Source organism: Pseudomonas vancouverensis, from assembly GCF_004348895.1.
GTDB lineage: Bacteria > Pseudomonadota > Gammaproteobacteria > Pseudomonadales > Pseudomonadaceae > Aquipseudomonas > Aquipseudomonas vancouverensis.
The window spans coordinates 14,707-33,301 of record NZ_RRZK01000028.1 but is presented as its reverse complement, the minus strand read 5'-3'; the positions used below and the strand labels follow the sequence as shown (position 1 = coordinate 33,301).

Sequence of the window (18,595 nt, the reverse complement as noted above, 5' to 3'; positions counted from 1 at the left end):
GCAATGAAAAAAGGCCGACCTGTCGCGTGACAGATCGGCCTTTTGCTTTTATGCGGCGCTTATTGTTCGCTGTGCTTCCAGCGTTGCATCAAGGTATTGGACGGCAGTTGTTCATCCAGCAGCTTCCTCGCCGTCTCCACGCCCGCCACCGGCAGCCCTTCAGGGTTGAGCAAGCCGATTTGCACCAGCACACTGGCCTGGTCCCAGTAGATGTGCTCGTGGTACAGCTTGTCGCCACGGAACTTGATCACCCCCAGCATCGGAATCTCGACGTATTTACCGGTCGGGGCGACGTTGGGCAGCATCCAGTCGATTTCAGTGCTGTGGGTGAAACACATGATGAATTCATCGACGATCTGCAAGGCGCCAATGGTGCGTGAGATCGGGATGAGCTTCATGTCTGGCGGGTTGCCGTGGACGAAATGGTGTTGGTAGAAGCGGCTGAGTTGCTTGGCGCCGACGCCACCGGTCATGGTCGGGATGTGGTTGACGTAGGGTTCGGCGACCATGGTTGCCATGGTGGCGGGCACGTCGCGGGTGTCGAACTCGTGGCGGATATGCTCCTCCCACAGGGCCGACAGGTTGAAGTGGGGGCCGATCTCGCGCTTGAGGGCGGCGATGCTGCGCTCATGGGCCATCAGTGAGGCCGGTTTGTCGTAGTGCGGGCTCCCGGCCCGGGCGAAGGCGTGGTCGACGCCTTGGTAGACATAAATTTCCGCCTGGTCATGACCAGCCAGATGCTCGCTGATCCGCGCGCGGGCGTCGGCGTCGCAATAACCATCGTTTTCGGCAAAGTGCAGGACCAGCCGACCCTTGAGGTTTTCCGATTCGTGCAGCAGGTGTTCGATGCCCATACCGTAGTAGCCGACAGCGCAGGCGACGTCGGTGCGCGTGGCGGTCAGCCAGGCCAGCTTGCCGCCCATGCAGAAGCCGACATAGCCCAGGCCCGGGCCTTCGACTTCGGGCAAGGCGCGCAGGGCTTTGAAGCTGGCGTCGATGTCGGTGATGGCCTTGTCCACGTCCAGGCGCTGGAACAGGTCGATGGCCACGGCAAAGTCCGCTTCGGTGTAGCCCAGGTCAACGCCCGGTTGCAGGCGCCAGAACAGGTCCGGCACCAGCGCGACGTAGCCTTCCTCGGCATAGAAGTCGGCCACCGCACGCATGTTGGCGTTGACCCCGAAAATTTCCTGGCCGATCACCACCCCGGGTCCCTTGCCGCTGGCCGGCAGGGCCAGGTAACCGCTGAACGTGGCGCTGCTGTCCGTTGCCTGGATCTCAATCATCTTGCCCATGTCATCTCCCTCATTCGGTTATCAGGTTTTATTGACTGTCACGGTATTGCTGGAACCACACGCGTGGCGACACACCCCGGTCTGGCCCGAGAATTGAAAAGCCGCCGTCTACTGGCACATCGACACCGGTCATCCAGCTTGCACCGGCGCTGCACAAAAAAGCCACCACGTTGCCGATCTCGTGGCCACGGCCGACGCGCCCCAGCGGGTGAAAGGGGGCGCCGACCCGATCGGCCAACGCTGGGTCGTTGTCGCTGAAATCGGCGACGCTGGGTGACCAGGTCCAGGCCGGGGAGACGCTGAGGACGCGGATGCTTTCGGGGGCCAGGGTCATCGCCAGGTTTTTCGTCAATTGCAGGATGCCGGCCTTGGACGCCGGGTAGAGCGCGCGGCCAGCGGCGCCGAACTTGCCGCCGGTGCTGCCGATATTGATCACCACACCACCGGCGGGCAGATGCACGGCGGCCTTCTGGGTGAAGATCGCTGCCGAGACCAGGTTGACGTTGAGGGTTTTCAGCCACTGTGCACGGTCCGAGGCCAGCCCCTGGTCGGCGTACAGGCAAGCGTTGTTGACCAAAATGTCGAGCCTGCCAAAGCGAGCCAGCGTGGCCGCGATGCAGGCATCGATGTCCTCGTCGAGCTCCACATCGCAGGCGCAAAACCCGCAATCCATCGCTTGCGCCAAGGCCTGGCCGGTGTCGGCATTGCGCCCCACCAGCATCACCCGAGCGCCTTCGGCCAACAGCTGCCGCGCGATGTCCAGGCCCAGCCCCTGGGTACTGCCGGTGACGATTGCCACTTTGCCTTCGAGCATCATGCCAATGCCTCCAGTGCCTGTTCGACCTGACTGATATGGGCGATCAATGTCATGCTCGCCAGCGAAGCCGCGTGTGCGGCGCTGTCTGCGCTGGCGCAGGCATCCGCCACCACCGTCACTTCAAAACCGCAATCCACAGCATGCCGCACAGTGCTTTCCACCACTGAGTGGGTCGCCACCCCAGCGATCAAAAGCTGCGTGGGATCGAACTGGCGCACCAGGCTTTCCAGTGGCGAGCCATAAAAGGCGTTGATCCGGTTATGGCTGACGATGAACTCGCGGGGGCTGACCTGCGGCGCCAGGCTGCTGAAGAACTCCGCGCCCCAGCTGCCTTCCTGGGCCGCGCCCAGGCTGGCGACTGCGCGCAGGATCGGTGCGTTCTGGATCAGGTCGGCGTAGTCCGGCCGAAACGCCACGCGCACATGGACGATCGGCCAGCCCCTGGCCCGTGCACCGGCAAGTAATCGACCGGCCGCGTCGAGCAGGTCAGCGCGTGCGCTGTCGTCGGCCCCCAGCCCGACCCTGATCTTGCCCTCGGGGTGCAACACGTCATTCTGATAGTGCAGGGCGATCACCAGCGGCGCGCCCATCACACGAACACCTCAAGATTGGCGAACACGTCGTTGCAGTTGATCAGGTCCACGCGCTTGAGCTGGATCTGCCAGCCACCATGGTCCTGGGCGGCCAGTTTGTAGGTGTAGCGACCGGCGAGCTGGCGCTGCTCCAGGCGCCACTCGCTGTACTGGAAGCTGGCGCTGACCACCAGCAGGCCCTGGGCATCGAGACCTTCGACCTGGACATTGCCGATCAGGTGCGAGGTCTGGGTCTGTGGTTGCTGCGACCAGTTGCGGGCGTTTTCCACCCGGCGAATGCGCACCTCGCGCAGCATGCGGTTTTCCCAGAACAACGAGATATGGTCGAACGGATTGGCTTGCTCGTGCTTGTGCGGTACCCAGTACATGCCAGTGTCGGTGAACAGTTTGTCCCACTCCCAGAAGCGCCGCTCATCCAGCAGGCGTGCCTCCTGGTAAAGGAACTGCTCGATCTGGCGCAAGGTCTCGACCGGCACCTGGGCGGGCGTCAGTTTGCGGGTGTCGACGTCGATTCGGCGGTCAAGCAGCATGGGTGCTCTCCTTGGCGATCAGAGTGGCGGTCATGAACTGTTTCCAGGCGGCGAACTGGTTGCGCATCGGCAGTTCGCTGGTGCCGTTGGTGGACACTGCGCCGTCCTCCAGCGCCTTGTCGGTGCCGGCGTAGCGGTGCATGCTGATCCACTCGCCACCACGGGTCATGTTGCCTTCCTGGCAGCGCGCATAGACTTCGACATCGTCCGGCATCACGTTGGAGGAGGGCGAGTTGATGACGTTGGCGTAGGTCAGCGCGCGATCGAACACGGCATCCGGTGCCCCCTTGCAGCGGAAGGTCTGGATCTCGACCATGGTCTGGTCCACGGCGATGGGGCGGATCACCCGGAACTGCATGAACACGGTGTGCGGCGAACCGCTGCCGTAAATCACGGTGTTGTGGCGGTTCATGCCGAGGATTTCCTTGGCGCGCTGGGCACCGTAGGCCTGGCTCAGGCATTCGAAATGGGCACGGGCCACCTCGTCGCGCTCGGCGGCACCCGGGTCGAAAATCGCCTCCATGTAACCGTGGCCGTTGTGGTAGGCGCGCAGCTCGAGCTTTTCCCAGAAGTCGTAGGGTTCGCCGTTGCCGTCCATGATCAGCAGTTCGAAGGGCATTTCGCCAATGGCCTCGGCCTGGCCGCGGGCGGCGTCCACCGACGACTCGTGGGTGACACGGGCGTGCATGGTGTCGTGCAGGTTCTCGTAGAACACTTTCCAGTTGGAGCGCTGCTGCACGCGGAAGATGCCGCCAGCCACCTCGACTTCACCTACTGGCGAGCGGTCGCAGAGGTTGTCGATGGAGGTAATGACGCCGCCCAGGAAGGTTTTCAGGTCCGGTCCGAACGCGGCCTGGCTGGCAAACACGAAGCCGCGATAGCTGTCGACGCGGGCGACGCTGACCATGGAAAAATCCGGGTGTTTGGGGTCGTAGCAGGTGCCCTCGAAACCGCTCTTGAGCGGTGCCGACAGATGCTGGCCGTCGAGCTTGAAGGTCCAGGCGTGGTACGGGCAACGGAAGAATTTGCCAACACTGCCGTCACCGTCGGCGACCAGTTTGGCGCCCTTGTGCGGGCAGCGGTTGTACAGCACGCTGACCTGCTGGTTGGCGCCGCGCACCATGATCACGTCCTGATCGCCGATGCGCGTGGTGTGGTAATCGCCAGGGTTCTTGACCTGACTTTCGTGGCCGACGTAGATCCAGGCGTAGCCATAGATCCGCTCCATCTCCAGCTTGAACAGGGTGGGGTCGGTGTAGACGCTCTTGTGCACGCTGTCCTCACGAATCAAGGCAGCGATTTGTTCGTTGGTCGGTATCACGGGATGTCCTCGGTTTGTCACAGATCGAGCACCAGCAGCGCGGTGCGGGCACGGGAGACACAGGTGCAGAAACTGCCGCTGGCGCGTTCGCGTTCAGAGAGGCAGATGTCGCGATGGTCGGCCTGGCCGTCGATGACCTGGGTCACGCACACACCGCAGTCACCGCGGCGGCAGTCGAACATCGGGTCCAGGCCGGCCTCGAGCATGGCGTCCAGCACGCTTTGCCCGGCGGCCACTTGCAGGTTCACGCCGCTTTCGCGCAGGTGCACTTCGAAGCCTTGGTCGCCGGCCATTTCCAGGGCGCCACTGAACAGTTCGTAGTGCAGGTGATCTTCGGCCCAGCCCAGCTCGCGGGCGCAGGCCAACACGCTGTTGAGCATGGCCGTCGGTCCACAGATGTAGAGGTGCAGGCCGGGCTTCGGCGCCTTGAGGATCGTGGCCGCGGGGAAGCGCTTTTGCGGGTCGCCGCCGCTGATCCAGCAATGGCTGTCCAGGCAGGTGCGGGCTTCTGGCAGATAGGCCATGTGCGCGGCATCGCGCCCGGCGTAATGCAGGGTGAAGGGCTTGCCCGCCGCTTGCAGTGAGCGGGCCATGCCCAGCATCGGCGTGATACCGATGCCGCCGGCGATCAGCAGGGCATGTTCGGTGTCTTCATGCAGGGGAAAGTGGTTGCGTGGCGCTTCGGCCAGCAGTTCATCGCCGACCCTGAGCGCGTGCACCCAGCGCGATCCACCGGTACTCGCCTCTTCGAGTTGAACGGCGATTTCGTAATGATATTCATCGGGCAGGTTGACCAGTGAATAGGCTCGACGCTGGGCACGACTGCCAGGTACATGCAACTCCAGGTGTGCCCCGGCGGTGAAGTCCGGCAGTGGCCGGGCGTCGCTGGAGACCAGCAAAAGGCGGCGGATCCTGGGGGTCAGAAGCTCGATGTGTTCGACCCTGAGCGAGAGGCTGGACATACGCAATTCCTGTCTGAATTCGTCGTCACTGTAGGAAGCTTGCGCAGGTCAAAAAAGCCGTAAAAGGCAAACCGGTAGCCATATCTGGCGAGAGTGATTTCAGCCCCGCCCCCCTGTAGGAGCGAGCATGCTCGCGATGGGCGCAAGGACAGCGTGGGGCGTCAGGTTTCCCGCATCATCGTTGACGTCCATCGCGAGCGTGCTCGCTCCTACAGGGAAAGGTGTTTCAACAGTGCGCGCAGGTGCTCGCCATCGGATTTGGCCAGATCGTCGAGCACAGCAAAGTGATGACAGTCGGCAAGCTCGATCAAGCTCACCGACTGCCCGGCCGCGCGACAGGCATTGGCGTATTCACGCGAGTGGCGGATCAACTCCGGCAACTCATCCGTGCCCACAGTCACCAGCAACGCTGCGCCATCGTCGATCTGCCTTTGTGGGCTGTAGCGGCGGATGTCCTCGTCGCTCAATTGCAACTTGTCGTTCAGCCAGCAGCGACTGATGGGCTCAAGCTCCATCAGCCCACTGATCGGCAGGGCCAGGGTCACCAGCGGATGCCGGCGGTACAGCGCGGTCAGATGGCCGCCTGCCGAATGCCCGCACAGCACCACCTGCTGGCCGATGTTCAAGGCGTCGCGGTGTACCATCAGGTGGTCCAGTGCCTTGCCGATCTGGCTGACAATGGTGCTCATGTTTGCCTCGGGGGCCAGCGTGTACTCGAGCAACCCGACATTGAAGCCAGCTTCGATCAGGCCTTCGGCGATAAAGGCGTAATCGTCCTTGTCCGAGGCTTGCCAGTACCCGCCATGGATGAACAGCAGTGTCGGCGCCCCGGCATTGGCCTGGGCGAACCAGTCGAAACGCTCACGCACGGCATTGCCATACGCGATGTCACGCTGCCAGGCGTGGCGTGCATAGGTCTCGGCGCTACGCTGGCGAAAACCCTGCATGATCTGCGCAAAATTGCCCACTGCGGCGACGTTGTTATAAGCCTGATCAAGGTCCATGGCGGCTCACACGCCCAGGTAGCGTTGCGACAGTTCGGGTTGCGCCGCCAGCTCCAGCGGCGTGCCATCCCAGACCTGGCGACCCTTCTCGATGATGTGATGACGGTCGACCACCCGCGCCATTTCCTTGAGGTTCTTGTCGATCACCAGAATGGTTTCGCCCTCGGCCTTGAGGGTGCTCAAGCAACTCCAGATCTGCTCGCGAATGATCGGTGCCAGGCCTTCGGTGGCTTCGTCGAGAATCAGCAGGCTGGGGTTGGTCAGCAATGCACGGCCGACCACCAGCATCTGCTGCTCGCCACCGGACAGGGTGCGTGACAGTTGGTCCTGGCGTTCGAGCAGGCGCGGGAACAGTGCATAGACCCGCGCCAGGTCCCACTTGCCGCGTGTGGCGGTGGCCAGCAGATTTTCCCGCACGCTCAAGGTGCCGAAGGCGCGGCGGCCTTCCGGCACCAGGCCGAGGCCGGCCTTGGCGATACGATAGGGCGCAGCACCGCGCATTTCCGTGCCGTTGATGCGGATGCTGCCGGCGCTGGGCTTGAGCAGTCCCATGATCGATTTGACAGTGGTGGTCTTGCCCATGCCATTGCGGCCGATCAACGACACCACCTGGCCCTGCGCGATGCTCAGGTGCATGTCGAACAACACCTGGCTCAGGCCATAACCCGCTTTCAAACCTTGCACTTCAAGCATGTTCTTCTCCCAGGTAGGCGGCCCGCACCTGCGGGTCGTTGCGCACTTGTTCGACGCTGCCGGTCAATACCGTCTGGCCGTACACCAGCACGGTGATACGGTCGGCGAGGGCGAACACCGCGTCCATGTCGTGTTCCACCAGCAGGATCGCGTAGCGGCCCTTGAGGCTGTGCAGCAGTTCGGTCATGCGCACGGACTCGTCAGCGCCCATCCCGGCCATCGGCTCATCGAGCAACAGCACCGATGCTTCCTGGGCCAGCGCCAGGGCGATCTCCAGTTGCCGCCGTTCGCCATGGGACAGCGCGTGCACCGGGTCTTGTGCGCGTGGGCCGAGGCCCACCTGTTGCAAGTAACCCTGCGCCGGTTGCAGCAGGCGCGCGTCACTGCTCAGTGGGCGCCACATGCCGAACGTCTTGCCTTCGCGGGCGGCGATGGCCAGGGCAACGTTCTCCAACAGGGTGAAATCGCTGTACAGCTGGCTGACCTGGAAAGCCCGTGCCAGGCCCAGGCGCGGGCGCTGCCAGGCCGGTACGCGGGTGATGTCCTGACCGTTGAGGTGGATCTGGCCGCGGTCGGGGAACACCTCGCCGGCGATCTGCGAAATCAGCGTGGACTTGCCGGCGCCGTTCGGCCCGATGATGGCGTGCAACTCACCCTGGGCCAATTCCAGGCTGGCTCCGTTGGTGGCTTTGACTGCACCGAAGGCCTTGTGCAGATCGCGAATCGACAGTTGTGCGCTCATGGGCGAACCTCCACGGCAACCTTCGGTTTACTGGCAACCACCTTCGGCTTGCGCTGCAACAGGCTGAGCAGCAATCCGTAAACGCCTTGCTTGCCGAACAGCACCACCAGCAACAGCAGGGGGCCGAAAATCAGCATCCAGTGTTCGGTCCACTGGCTCAGTACCTGTTCAAGACCCAGGTAGGTGGCCGCGCCCAGCAGCGGGCCGAGCAGGGTGCCGACGCCGCCGAGGATGACCATCGCCATCAGCTCGCCGGACTTGTGCCAGGCGCCCATGTCGGGGCTGACGAACAGCGCGTAATTGGCCCACAGAATCCCCGCCAGGCCACCACCGGTACCGGCGATCACAAAGGCCGTCAGGCGATAGCGCAAGGGCTTGAGGCCGAGGCTGACACTACGCCGCTCGCTCTGCTTGAGCCCGCGCAGGACAAAACCGAAACGCGAATTGACCAGCCGGCGACACAGCAACAACCAGCCAGCGAGCAACGCCACACACAAGTAGTAGAAATGGTTGGCGTCGCCCAGATCCAGGGCGCCCAAGGTATTGCGTTCGTTCAGCAAAATGCCGTCGTCACCGCCGTACAACGACAGCGAACCGAGCACGAAGTAGAGCATCTGGCCGAAGGCCAGGGTGATCATGATGAATTGCACGCCGCTGGTGCGCAGCGACAGGTAACCCACCAGCAGCGAGAGCAGGGCGCAAACCAGCAGGGCCAGTGGCCAGACCACCAGCGCGCTGTTGCTGCCATCCCAGCCCCACAGCGGCATGCCTTGGGAAGTGTGAAAGGCGACGATGCCGACGATGTAGCCGCCGAGGCCGAAAAACGCCGCATGGCCGAAGCTGATCATGGCGCCGTAGCCGATCAGCAGGTCGAGGCTGATGGCGGCCATGCCGTAGATCGCCAGGCGAGTGAAGAAACTGACCAGGTAGGGTTCCTGCAACCAGTGGGCGAGCAGGGGCATGCAGGCGAAGGTCGCAAGGCATGCAAGGTCGATGATAAGGCGTGGTGACATGGCGTTCTCCTCAGGCACGGGCCGGCAGCAGGCCGCGGGGGCGCACCAGCAGCACCAGGGCCATGACAATGTAGGCGCTGGCGGAAATCAGCCCGGCGCTCAGGGTGCCGCTGGTTTCGCTGGGCAGCAGTTGGTCCAGCAGTGGCGGGATGTAGGCACGGCCCAGGCTGTCGACCATGCCGATCAACAGGGCGCCGACCAGTGCACCGCGCACCGAACCGACACCGCCGACGACGATGACCACGAAGGTGGTGATCAGGATCTTCTCGCCCATGCCGATCTCCACCGACAACAACGGTGCCGCCATGAAGCCGGCCAGGCCGCACAGCGCGCAGCCGAAAACGAACACCAGGGTGTACAGCCGGGCGATGTTGACGCCCAGGGCGCCGACCATTTCATGGTCATCGGCACCGGCACGAATCAGCATGCCCAGGCGCGTGTGGTTGATCAGCAGCCACATGCCGACCGCCACCAGCAACCCGGCGGCGATGAACAGCAGCCGGCTGACCGGGTACATCAGCCCCGGTAGCACCTGGACAAAACTTGAGTACCACTCGGGCGTAGGCATCGCCGGCGGGCTGCGGCCGAAGATCAGGGTCAGCAGTTCGTTGCTGAAGAACACCACGGCCAACGTCGCCAGCACCTGGTCGAGGTGATCGCGACTGTAGAGGCGGCGCATGATCGAGGTTTCGATCAGCGCGCCGTAACAGGCCGAACCGATCAGCGCCGCCAGGCCGCCGAGCCAGAACGAGCCGGTAGCCATGGCTGTGTAGGCGGCACAGAAAGCGCCGACCATGTAAAAGGCGCCGTGGGCCAGGTTGATCACGCCCATGATGCCGAAAATCAGGGTCAGTCCCGAGGCCAGCAAAAACAGCAAGGCGCTGTATTGCAGGCCGTTAAGAATCTGTTCGAGCAATAACATGACTGCGTTCCTCATGAAAACGCCCCGCAGCTATGCTGCAGGGCGAGGACGGGGGGCTCAGGTGCCGGTCAGATCGCGCATTGAGCGGCGTAGCTGTCGACGTGGCGGGTCGCCAGGGTCCTGATCGGCACTTCGACCAGCTTGCCGTCGGCACCGGCCTGCACTTGCAGCAGGTACCAGTCGATGACCGGGTGCTGGTTCTGGGCGAAGCTGAAGTCGCCACGAATCGAGTCGAACTTGACGTTTTTCATGGCCGCGCGGAACGCTGCCTGGTCTTTCAGATTGCCCTGGGAGGTTTTCAGCGCGGCGCCGATCAGCCGTGCGGTGTCGTAAGTCTGGGCGGCATACACGGTCGGAGCGCGTTTGTATTTTTCACTGAAGGCTTTGACGAAGGCCTGGTTGGCCGGGTTGTCCGACTGCGGGTTCCACAGGGTGACGATGTTGGTGCCCTTGGCCACATCACCAACGGCGGCGAGCATGCGTTCGTCCATGGAGAACACCGGCACCACCATCGGGATCTGCGCCGAGAGGCCCGAGCCGCCGTATTGCTTGGCGAAGTTGATACCGCCACCACCGGGGTGAAACTGGAAGATCGCATCCGGCGCCAGCGAGCGCACGCGGGCCAGTTCCACCGAGAAGTCCAGCTGGTTGAGCTTGGTATAGATCTCGGTCACTTCACCCTTGAAGGTGCGCTTGAAGCCGGCCAGCGCGTCACGGCCGCCCTGGTAGTTGGGGGCCAGGATCACCATCTTCTTGTAGCCCAGCTCGTTGGCGGCGACACCGGCCATCTCGTGCGGGGTGTCATTCTGGTAGGAGCCGACGAAGTAGTTGGCCATGCATTTTTCACCGGCCAGGGTCGAAGGCGCGGTGTTGTTGCTGACGTAGAACCCGTCCTTGGTGGCGGTGTTGATCACCGCCGCGAGCACGTTGGAAAAAATCACCCCGGTATACAGCGAGATGCCATCCAGGCTCATGCGGTCGGCGATCTGCTTGGCCTTGGCCGGTTGCAGGCCATCATCTTCCACGATCAGTTGCACCGGCACGCCGCCGAGCTTGCCGTCTTCCTGATCGATCGCCAGCTGGAAGCCGTCGCGCGAGTCTTCGCCCAGGTAGCCGGCGGGGGTGGAGAGGGTGGTGATGAAGCCGATTCGGACAGGCTCCACGGCCTGGGCAGCCGTCGCTGCACAGAGGGAGGTTGCCAGACATGCACGCAATACCAGGTTTTTCATGAGGCGGCCTATGAAGTAGGTCGTGCCAACGCACGGTAGATGTCGATGAGGGCAGTGATTCAGTGTTCGGGCGGGCCGATTGATTGTTGTTATGGGGGCTGCTTCAGCTGTTGCTCTCGGTGAACTTCTCCAGATAGAGGCGGCTTTGATCCAGGCCGTGTTGTTGGCGCCAGTCTTTGATCGACTCGACCATTGGCGGCGGGCCGCACAGGTACAGGTCGAATGGCTGGTCACGCAGCTCGGCCAGTTCCAGGTGTTCGGCGATGTAGCCGGTCTTGCCCGGCCAGTCGGGGTTGGGGTTGCTGACCACGGGGGTGAAGCGAAATCCCGGGATGCGCGTGGCATAGGCTTCGATGCGCGAGATCTCGCACAGGTCCTCGGCTTCGCGCACGCCGTAGTACAGATGTACCGGCTGTCCGCAGCCGTGTTGCCCGGCGATCTGCTCGAGCATGCCGAGGAACGCCGACAGCCCGGTGCCGCCGGCCACCATCACCAGCGGCCGGTCGATGTGGCGCAGATAGAACGCACCCAGTGGCGCCTCCATGTGGATCACGTCACCGACCTGGCAGCGCTCGCGTATGTAGTCGCTCATCACGCCGCTGGGCAGCAGGCGAATGAGAAACTGCAGGTTGCTGCGGCCCGGCGCACAGGCAAAGGAATACGAACGCCGATGCTCGGTGCCCGGCACCTGCAGGCGAGCGTACTGCCCCGGCAGGTAGTCCAGCGCCGCGCCCGCTGCACCGACGTCCACCTGCACGATGGCGGTGCTCGGCGAGACCTGCCGCACTTCGCTCACCGTGCCTTGCAGGCTGCCCGGACCACTGCTGGTGCAGAGGCTGGAATCGAAGTCGAAGTAGAAGGCGGCGTCCGATTGCACCCGGGTCTGGCAGCTCAGCACCTTGCGCTCGGCCAGGTCGCTGGCGGACAGCGCTTCATCGTCCACGTAGTCCTGGGTGTACTGCCCGGATTCACAGCGGCCCTGGCAAGTCGCGCAAACCCCTTCGCGGCAGTCCAACGGAATCTTGATCCCGCTGCGCAGGGCCGCGTCGAGCAGGATTTCATTGTTCTGCACGTTGCAGAAGAGTGTTTTGCCATCGGCGAAACTGAAGGCGACCTTGTACGTCATGGGCGTTAATCCGCAGGGGTCAGAGGTGGTAGAAATCGAGCACGGAGTTGATCGTGTCGTTGAGCAGCAGCACGTGTTTGCGGGCAATCTTCCAGCTCTCGCCGTCGGGGCGCAGGCGGTAGGTGGCGCGACCGAAGAATTGCTCCGCGGTCTGCATGCGGTAGTACAGGGTGCTCCAGTTGACGCGTACCTCCAGCTCGTCATCCGGCAGTGGCGCGATGCGTACGTTGCTGATCAGGTGCAGGGTGCGCGGCATCGGGATGGTCGATGCCGCCTTGCCGGTGCGAATGCGGAACACCCGGTCTTCAAGACCGCCGCGGTTCGGGTAGTAGATCAGCGACATGGCTTTTTTCGGGTCGCTGGTATAGACGTGCTCCGAGTCCCATTGCGGCAGGTGGAATTCGCTGTCGTCGCTGAACATGGCCAGGTAGCTGTCCCAGTCCTGGGCATCGCAGGCCTCGGCGTTGCGGTAGAGAAATTGCTCGACGCGGTATTGCAGTTGCGAATTCATGATCACACCTCACGCAGTTTCAACGGTTGTGGGTCGGCCGCCTTGCGCGCCAGGCCTTCGAGCAAGAAGCGCTGCCAGTTGCTGTGCTGGTTGACGTACAGGCCTTCGTGGGTGAGCTCGGTGCCGGTCAGTGCCGGGGCGATGCCAATGGTTTCGCTGTTGCGGGTGGCGCCTTCGACCCACTTGCCCTGGCCGCGGGAGATGTCGCTCCAGCGCTCCAGGCGTGCCTGGAAGCCACGCTGGGCTTCACGGAATTCCACCAGGTCATCGGGGGTGCCCATGCCTGACACGTTGAAGAAGTCTTCGAACTGACGAATGCGGTTTTCCCGATCGGCATCGGACTCGCCGACCACGCCCAGGCAGAAACTGTTGATTTCGGTCTTGTTCCAGGCCAGCGGGCGGATGATGCGCAGCTGCGAGCTGATCTGGTCGAGGAAGAACATGCTCGGGTAGACGTTCAGGTTGCGCAGGCGGTGCATCATCCACTCGGCCTTGCCTTGCCCGTGTTCCTTGACCAGGCGCGGCATGATCGAGGCATAGCCGGGGCGCACCGCAGGGTTGGGCATGTCGCTGAACAGCACGCTGTGGCCGTTGTGGAAGGCGAACCAGCCGTCGTCGGTTTCGTTGTCGCCCGCACCCAGCTTGCTGTAGTCCAGGGTATCGCTGGCGCTCAGGCCTTTTTCGTTGTTGATCTGCTGGCGGTGCTGCACGGTGGCCACGTAGTTGTAGTGCACGGTGCTGACGTGATAACCGTCCAGGCCGTTTTCGTTCTGCAGTTTCCAGTTGCCGTCGTAGGTGTAGGCCGATTTGCCCGGCAGCACTTCGAGCTGACCGGTCGGCGACTGCGCAACCATCATGTCGAAGAACACCTTGGCGTCACCGAGGAAGTCTTCCAGGGTGTCGCTGCCGTCGACGTCGAGGCTGACGAAGACGAACCCCTTGTAGCTTTCGATGCGGGCTTTTTTCAGGCCGCGGGTGGCCTTGTCGAAGTCTTCGGGGTATTCCCCCGGTGCCTTGACCTTGACCAGGCGGCCGTCACTTTTGTAGCACCAGGCGTGGAAGGGGCAGGTGAAGGTCGATTGATTGCCTTTGCCGACGCGGGTGAGGGTGGTGCCGCGATGCTGGCAGGCGTTGATCAGGGCGTTGAGGCGACCTTCACCGTCGCGCGTGATGATCAGCGGCTGGCGGCCGGCACGCATCGTCATGAAGTCGTGGTTATGGGCAATTTCGCTTTCGTGGCAGGCGTAGATCCAGTTCTTCTCGAAAATCAGTTCCATTTCCAGGTCGAACAGTTCCGGGTCGGTAAACATATCGCGGGCAATGCGATAAACACCGTCCTGCGGGCGGAAGTCCAGGCAACTTTCAATATAACTTTTCCACTGTTCGACACTTCGTGCAGTTGTCATTTCCCAGTCCTCGGCCAATGGGCTAATTCACACCTTCATTTAATGCCGTGGTCACGCGCAGGGTCTATCCGATTATTAGTGGAAACCCATCCGGAAAATAAGACCTGATCTTCGCTTGTTGTGGGTTTTCTCCAGGAAACACTGGGTTGTTGCGCATTTTATGGCTGAGCAAACGGCTAGTTGTCTTCCAGTAACGGGATAGCCGTTGAGTAACTTGTTGCTGCTTAATTTCAATCGAAGCACCGCCAGAGTGTCTCGCTGCAGGACATTGGAAACTGCCAATGCGCATGGCCCTGGTTTAAACCGGAAGTGCCTTTTATTGATGTGTTGCTCTTAACGCGGCAGGGGGAAGAAATAATATGTTACATAGACCGTGGTTGGTTAGAAGTGTGCAAACAGTTGGGTTGTTGGCGCCATTGTTGGCCCAGGCAGATGTACTCTCCGACAGTCGACTGACATTGGGGACTCGCAACTTTTACATCGATCGGGATTTCAAGCAGGACAATCCGCCCCGTTCGCGGGTGGGCAGTTGGACTCAGGGTTTCGACCTGCGTTTCGTCTCGGGTTATACCGAAGGCCCGCTGCAGTTCGGCCTGGATGCGGAAGCGCAATATGCCTTCCGACTGGATGGTGGTGGCGGCCGCGGCGATGACACCATCATCCCTTACAGCCAAAGTCGACACGAGCAGGCCGACGACTATGGTCGCGGCGGGGCGACCTTGAAAATGCGCTATTCGAAGACCGAGCTGAAAGTCGGTGAGCTGCGGCCGTTGCTGCCGGTGGCAATCATTGACGACTCCCGTCAGTTGATCACCACCTATCGCGGTGGCCTGATCGAATCCAAGGAAGTCGATGGCCTGACTTTGACTGGGGGGCGGCTGACAGAGATCGGTGCACGTAACTCCTCCAACTACGAAAAGCTTTACCTGCAGACCGGTTCCGGCGTGCGCCACGGCAGTGACGGCATGAACCTGGCGGGCGCCAGTTATGTCTTCACGCCGTCAATCACTGCGACTTACTTCTACGCGCAACTTGAAGACATCTACCAGCAGCACTACCTGGGTATCACCCATCTGGCCGATCTGGGCGACGGTTATGCGCTGAAGACCGATCTGCGCTACTTCAACAACAACGAAGACGGTGACGCGCTCTACGGCAATATCGATAACCGTTCCTATGGCGGCATGACCTCCTTGAAAAAGAGCGGGCATCGATTCGGCGTGGGCTACCAGCGCATGCTCGGCGACAGCAACTTCCCGACCCTGGGTGGTTATGTGCCGCAGCCGTTTTTGGTGAACTGGTCGCGGCTGGGGTACATCAAGCCCAACGAAAAATCCTGGCAGTTGCGGTATGACTACGATTTCGCCGCCCTCGGCGTGCCGGGCCTGAACTTCATGACCCGCTACTTCAAGGGCACTTCAATAGACCGTGGTGACAACCTCAGCCAGGCCGCAGAGCAGGAGCGCCAACTGATGCTGTCCTATGTGGTGCAAAGCGGCCCGCTCAAGGGCGTGGGCGTGGAGGCCGGCAACGTCGTTGCCAAGTTCAGCCACGGCAATGACTGGGTGGAGAACCGTCTGATCACCACTTACACCTGGAAATTTTGGTAACGTCCTGCCCTCTATTTGCACGTAATTGCGCGCTGAAGTGACGCGTTGGGTAGCGCTTTACCCGTCGCGTCACTGACGCCTTGCGCCATGGTTGTGCGCGCCAATGCCGCGTAACGCGTTCGATATCCGGATAGTTTCCGATTACTAGCCGAAAAATGCGCATATCACCTATTCGCAGAGGCTGGGCATAGCCCTTGCAGTTCCAATGAAAATACGCGCCGAAGAGCGTGTCGTTGTCCCTTGCCGTGGGTGTACTGACATGACCGAACCAAACGTTGTGCAATTTCGAGATATCCGCATAGATCGCTACGACCTCGCCGGTGCCCGTGCATGGATGGCCGGCATTTGCGGGCCGCACGAGCTGCAGACCGCGCAGCCGAACCGTATTCAGTTCCACCATAAGGCCAATGTATTCAAATCCATGTCCACGACCCTGGGCCGGATGGAGTACGGCACCGATGTGACCATCGGCGTCGAAGATGCCGAGCACCTCAATTGCTACAGCCTCAGCCTGCCGATTCGCGGCGAGCAGGAACTGCTCAAGGATGGCCGCCGCTTGCACTCCGATCAGGATCGGGGGCTGATCGTGACGCCCCACGAAACCCAGGCGCTGAGCATGGCCGGTGACTGCCACAAGATCTCTGTGGTGATTACCCGCATGGCCATGCGCCAGACCCTCGAGGGCATGCTGCAACGCCCGCTGGAAATGCCGCTGAAGTTCGAGCCGGTGATGGACGCGGTCAACGGTGCCTCGGCCTCCTGGTGGCGGCTGGCCCGTTACTACATCGATGAGCTGGAGCGCGGTCATGATCTGTTCAGCCAGGTGTTCTTCACCCGCGATATCGAAAGTGCGCTGATCAAGGGGCTGATCCTTTCCCAGCCCAACAACTACAGCGCCGAACTTCGTCAGCAACTGGGCGTCAAGCTGCCGTATTACCTGGTTCGGGCGAAAGACTTCATCGAAAGCAATGCGCGCGACGACATCCATCTGGAGGACATCGAGGCGGCGGCAGGGGTGTCGCGCTTCAAGCTGTTCGAAGGCTTTCGCAAGCATTTGGGTGTCTCGCCCATGGCTTATCTGAAAAAATACCGCCTCGGCGGCGTGCGCCAGGAAATCCTCGAAGACGCCTCGGTACGCAACATCTCCGTGATCGCCATGTGCTGGGGCTTCTCCCATTTGGGCCGGTTCGCCAGCGAATACCGCAAGCTGTTCAACGAGACGCCCAGTGCCACGCTGCAACGCAGCGAAGCCCGTCGCAACCGGTCGCTTTGACATGGCCACTTTCCACGCGGCCACCGCCAACAGCGTGGGCCTGAACTTGTCGCTGATGTGCCGCGAGCCGGTGTTCACCAGCCGCTCGGCGCAGGAAACCCAACGTTTGATGGGCCAGGCCCTGGTAGAGCATGAACTGGTCTGGCCACAGGGTGGCGTCGATACGGCGTTCTATCGCGGCCAGGTCGCCAGTTGTGAGCTGTATGCGCTGCGCTACGGTGGCCAGGTGGAAATTCGCCCGCAGCCTTTCGAGGATTTCGTCCTGGTCCAGATGCCGCTGCGCGGCAGTGCCACGCTGGAGTCCGACGGCATGGGCTACGACGTCAGCCCCGGCGAGGTGGCGATATTGTCCCCGCGTGAGCAGGCCCGGGTGGTGTGGGAGGCGGGTTGCGAGCAACTGATCCTCAAGCTGCCGCGGGCCTTGCTCGATGCCAGCCAGCAGGCGCTGGGCGATGACTTGTCTCCGGATTTCACGTTGGCCCCTGTTAGCCGTCTGCAGCGGCCACTGGCGCTGCGCTGGTTTCGCCTGGTCAGCGAACTGCTGGAGCATTTGCCCGAGGGAGAGGCGTGCACAACGCCTTCACGCTGGCTGCAGCATCTGGAGCAGAGCTTGCCGATGTTTCTGCTCAGTCATTGTGATGTCGCGCAGCAGGCGCCGCCTGCGCCGCGGCAAGCCACGCGGCAGCTGCAAAAAATCGACGCGTGCATGCGTGAGCACTTGGCTCAAGGTATTTCCCTGGCGGAACTGGCGGTGGCTGTCGGGGTGAGCATTCGCAGCTTGAACACGTTATGCCAACGCGAATACGGTCAAAGCCCGATGGACCGACTGCGCGGATTGCGCCTGGAAGCGGCTCGGGAATATTTGCTGGCCAAGCCCCACAGCAGCGTGACGGAAGTGGCGCTGGAGTTCGGGTTCGGGCATGTGGGGCGGTTTGCCAACTACTACCGGCAACGGTTTGGTGAGTTGCCCAGGCAGACAATGAAGTCTCAGGCGTGAACAGGCAGTGCCAAAACGAAAAAACCCGCCAGAAGGCGGGTTTTTTGTGGTGCAGAGATTTGGCAAACCTTCTCTGAACCTTGTCTGGCTCCACGACCTGGACTCGAACCAGGGACCCAGTGATTAACAGTCACTTGCTCTACCAACTGAGCTATCGCGGAATGGCGCCTATGTTACTGATTCAAAAAGAGAAGTCAAGCGTTGATGCGCACCTTTTGTCGATAATGGCTCATCCGCCGAACGTCAGGGTGCCCATCAGCAGTTTGGCGTAGAGCGCGGTGGCCGCCAGCTGCACCAGCCAAAGGGCCAGGCCGCCGAGAAATACCCCGGCCGCGACCTGCAATACCAGGCTGCCGCTGCGTTTGCCCGCTGTACGAGGGGGAGGGTAGTAGTCCAGTTCGTCGCGGTCGGCGCGCAGGTCATCGTTTTTCATGTGGGTTCTCTGTGGACATCTCGGGATTACATAACACCTGTGCGCAGTTTAGAGGGCCAGGTTGGTTTGCCGGGAATTATCTGCTGCAAAAAAAACGGGAAGCCCAAAGGCTTCCCGTTTT

19 protein-coding genes and 1 tRNA gene are annotated in these 18,595 nt (G+C 61.9%); 3 read left to right on the top strand and 17 right to left on the bottom strand.

Annotated elements, in window-relative coordinates; genetic code table 11:
* Positions 1 to 59: 59 nt before the first annotated feature.
* The 15 genes from EIY72_RS19255 to antA form a co-directional block, all read right to left on the bottom strand.
* Positions 60 to 1,292 carry a dienelactone hydrolase family protein gene (locus EIY72_RS19255; protein WP_093217867.1) on the bottom strand — a complete coding sequence of 411 codons (1,233 nt, stop codon included), beginning with the start codon at positions 1,290 to 1,292 and terminating at the stop codon, positions 60 to 62.
* 28 nt (positions 1,293 to 1,320) lie between these two features.
* On the bottom strand, positions 1,321 to 2,109 hold the full coding sequence (locus tag EIY72_RS19250) for an SDR family oxidoreductase (RefSeq protein WP_093217870.1): 789 nt from the start codon (positions 2,107 to 2,109) through the stop codon (positions 1,321 to 1,323).
* Positions 2,106 to 2,699, bottom strand: coding sequence for a cysteine hydrolase family protein (locus tag EIY72_RS19245; protein ID WP_093217873.1), 594 nt, complete (start codon positions 2,697 to 2,699; stop codon positions 2,106 to 2,108). Before EIY72_RS19245 ends, EIY72_RS19250 begins: the two co-directional genes overlap by 4 nt.
* Positions 2,699 to 3,232: an aromatic-ring-hydroxylating dioxygenase subunit beta gene (locus EIY72_RS19240; RefSeq protein WP_093217876.1), complete on the bottom strand. Its 534-nt coding sequence runs from the start codon at positions 3,230 to 3,232 to the stop codon at positions 2,699 to 2,701. Before EIY72_RS19240 ends, EIY72_RS19245 begins: the two co-directional genes overlap by 1 nt.
* Positions 3,222 to 4,553 carry an aromatic ring-hydroxylating dioxygenase subunit alpha gene (locus EIY72_RS19235; RefSeq protein ID WP_093217878.1) on the bottom strand — a complete coding sequence of 444 codons (1,332 nt, stop codon included), beginning with the start codon at positions 4,551 to 4,553 and terminating at the stop codon, positions 3,222 to 3,224. The genes EIY72_RS19240 and EIY72_RS19235 overlap by 11 nt, the downstream gene beginning before the upstream one ends.
* Before the next feature lie 17 nt (positions 4,554 to 4,570).
* The gene (locus EIY72_RS19230; protein ID WP_093217880.1) at positions 4,571 to 5,515 is read right to left on the bottom strand and encodes a PDR/VanB family oxidoreductase; all 945 of its coding nucleotides are present in this window, start codon (positions 5,513 to 5,515) and stop codon (positions 4,571 to 4,573) included.
* A gap of 209 nt (positions 5,516 to 5,724) precedes the next feature.
* Positions 5,725 to 6,519, bottom strand: coding sequence for an alpha/beta hydrolase (locus EIY72_RS19225; protein ID WP_093217883.1), 795 nt, complete (start codon positions 6,517 to 6,519; stop codon positions 5,725 to 5,727).
* Between the two features lie 6 nt (positions 6,520 to 6,525).
* Positions 6,526 to 7,212, bottom strand: coding sequence for an ABC transporter ATP-binding protein (locus EIY72_RS19220; RefSeq protein WP_093217886.1), 687 nt, complete (start codon positions 7,210 to 7,212; stop codon positions 6,526 to 6,528).
* Positions 7,205 to 7,954 (bottom strand): ABC transporter ATP-binding protein, encoded by a 750-nt coding sequence (locus EIY72_RS19215; protein ID WP_093217889.1) that lies wholly within the window; start codon positions 7,952 to 7,954, stop codon positions 7,205 to 7,207. Before EIY72_RS19215 ends, EIY72_RS19220 begins: the two co-directional genes overlap by 8 nt.
* Positions 7,951 to 8,967, bottom strand: a complete 1,017-nt coding sequence (locus EIY72_RS19210) for a branched-chain amino acid ABC transporter permease (protein ID WP_093217891.1) — start codon at positions 8,965 to 8,967, stop codon at positions 7,951 to 7,953. The genes EIY72_RS19215 and EIY72_RS19210 overlap by 4 nt, the downstream gene beginning before the upstream one ends.
* Before the next feature lie 10 nt (positions 8,968 to 8,977).
* Positions 8,978 to 9,889: a branched-chain amino acid ABC transporter permease gene (locus EIY72_RS19205; RefSeq protein WP_093217894.1), complete on the bottom strand. Its 912-nt coding sequence runs from the start codon at positions 9,887 to 9,889 to the stop codon at positions 8,978 to 8,980.
* 68 nt (positions 9,890 to 9,957) lie between these two features.
* Positions 9,958 to 11,118, bottom strand: a complete 1,161-nt coding sequence (locus tag EIY72_RS19200; protein ID WP_093217897.1) for an ABC transporter substrate-binding protein — start codon at positions 11,116 to 11,118, stop codon at positions 9,958 to 9,960.
* Positions 11,119 to 11,221: 103 nt separating this feature from the next.
* A complete protein-coding gene (antC, locus tag EIY72_RS19195) occupies positions 11,222 to 12,244 on the bottom strand; it encodes an anthranilate 1,2-dioxygenase electron transfer component AntC (RefSeq protein ID WP_093217900.1) in 1,023 nt (340 codons plus the stop codon).
* A 19-nt stretch (positions 12,245 to 12,263) separates the two neighbouring features.
* Complete coding sequence (gene antB, locus EIY72_RS19190; RefSeq protein WP_093217903.1) at positions 12,264 to 12,755, bottom strand: anthranilate 1,2-dioxygenase small subunit; 492 nt, start codon at positions 12,753 to 12,755, stop codon at positions 12,264 to 12,266.
* Positions 12,756 to 12,757: 2 nt separating this feature from the next.
* Positions 12,758 to 14,161: an anthranilate 1,2-dioxygenase large subunit gene (gene antA / locus EIY72_RS19185; protein WP_093217906.1), complete on the bottom strand. Its 1,404-nt coding sequence runs from the start codon at positions 14,159 to 14,161 to the stop codon at positions 12,758 to 12,760.
* Between the two features lie 359 nt (positions 14,162 to 14,520).
* On the opposite strand from antA, the gene EIY72_RS19180 reads away from it, so the two are divergent.
* From EIY72_RS19180 to EIY72_RS19170, 3 genes are all read left to right on the top strand, one after another.
* Complete coding sequence (locus tag EIY72_RS19180; RefSeq protein WP_093217909.1) at positions 14,521 to 15,771, top strand: OprD family porin; 1,251 nt, start codon at positions 14,521 to 14,523, stop codon at positions 15,769 to 15,771.
* Positions 15,772 to 16,030: 259 nt separating this feature from the next.
* Positions 16,031 to 17,044 carry an AraC family transcriptional regulator gene (locus EIY72_RS19175; protein ID WP_197678825.1) on the top strand — a complete coding sequence of 338 codons (1,014 nt, stop codon included), beginning with the start codon at positions 16,031 to 16,033 and terminating at the stop codon, positions 17,042 to 17,044.
* A 1-nt stretch (position 17,045) separates the two neighbouring features.
* On the top strand, positions 17,046 to 18,041 hold the full coding sequence (locus EIY72_RS19170; protein WP_093217912.1) for an AraC family transcriptional regulator: 996 nt from the start codon (positions 17,046 to 17,048) through the stop codon (positions 18,039 to 18,041).
* Positions 18,042 to 18,126: 85 nt separating this feature from the next.
* Here EIY72_RS19170 and EIY72_RS19165 read toward each other — a convergent pair.
* Positions 18,127 to 18,202, bottom strand: a tRNA-Asn gene (locus EIY72_RS19165).
* Between the two features lie 68 nt (positions 18,203 to 18,270).
* The gene (locus tag EIY72_RS19160; RefSeq protein WP_093217915.1) at positions 18,271 to 18,474 is read right to left on the bottom strand and encodes a hypothetical protein; all 204 of its coding nucleotides are present in this window, start codon (positions 18,472 to 18,474) and stop codon (positions 18,271 to 18,273) included.
* Positions 18,475 to 18,595: the final 121 nt, after the last annotated feature.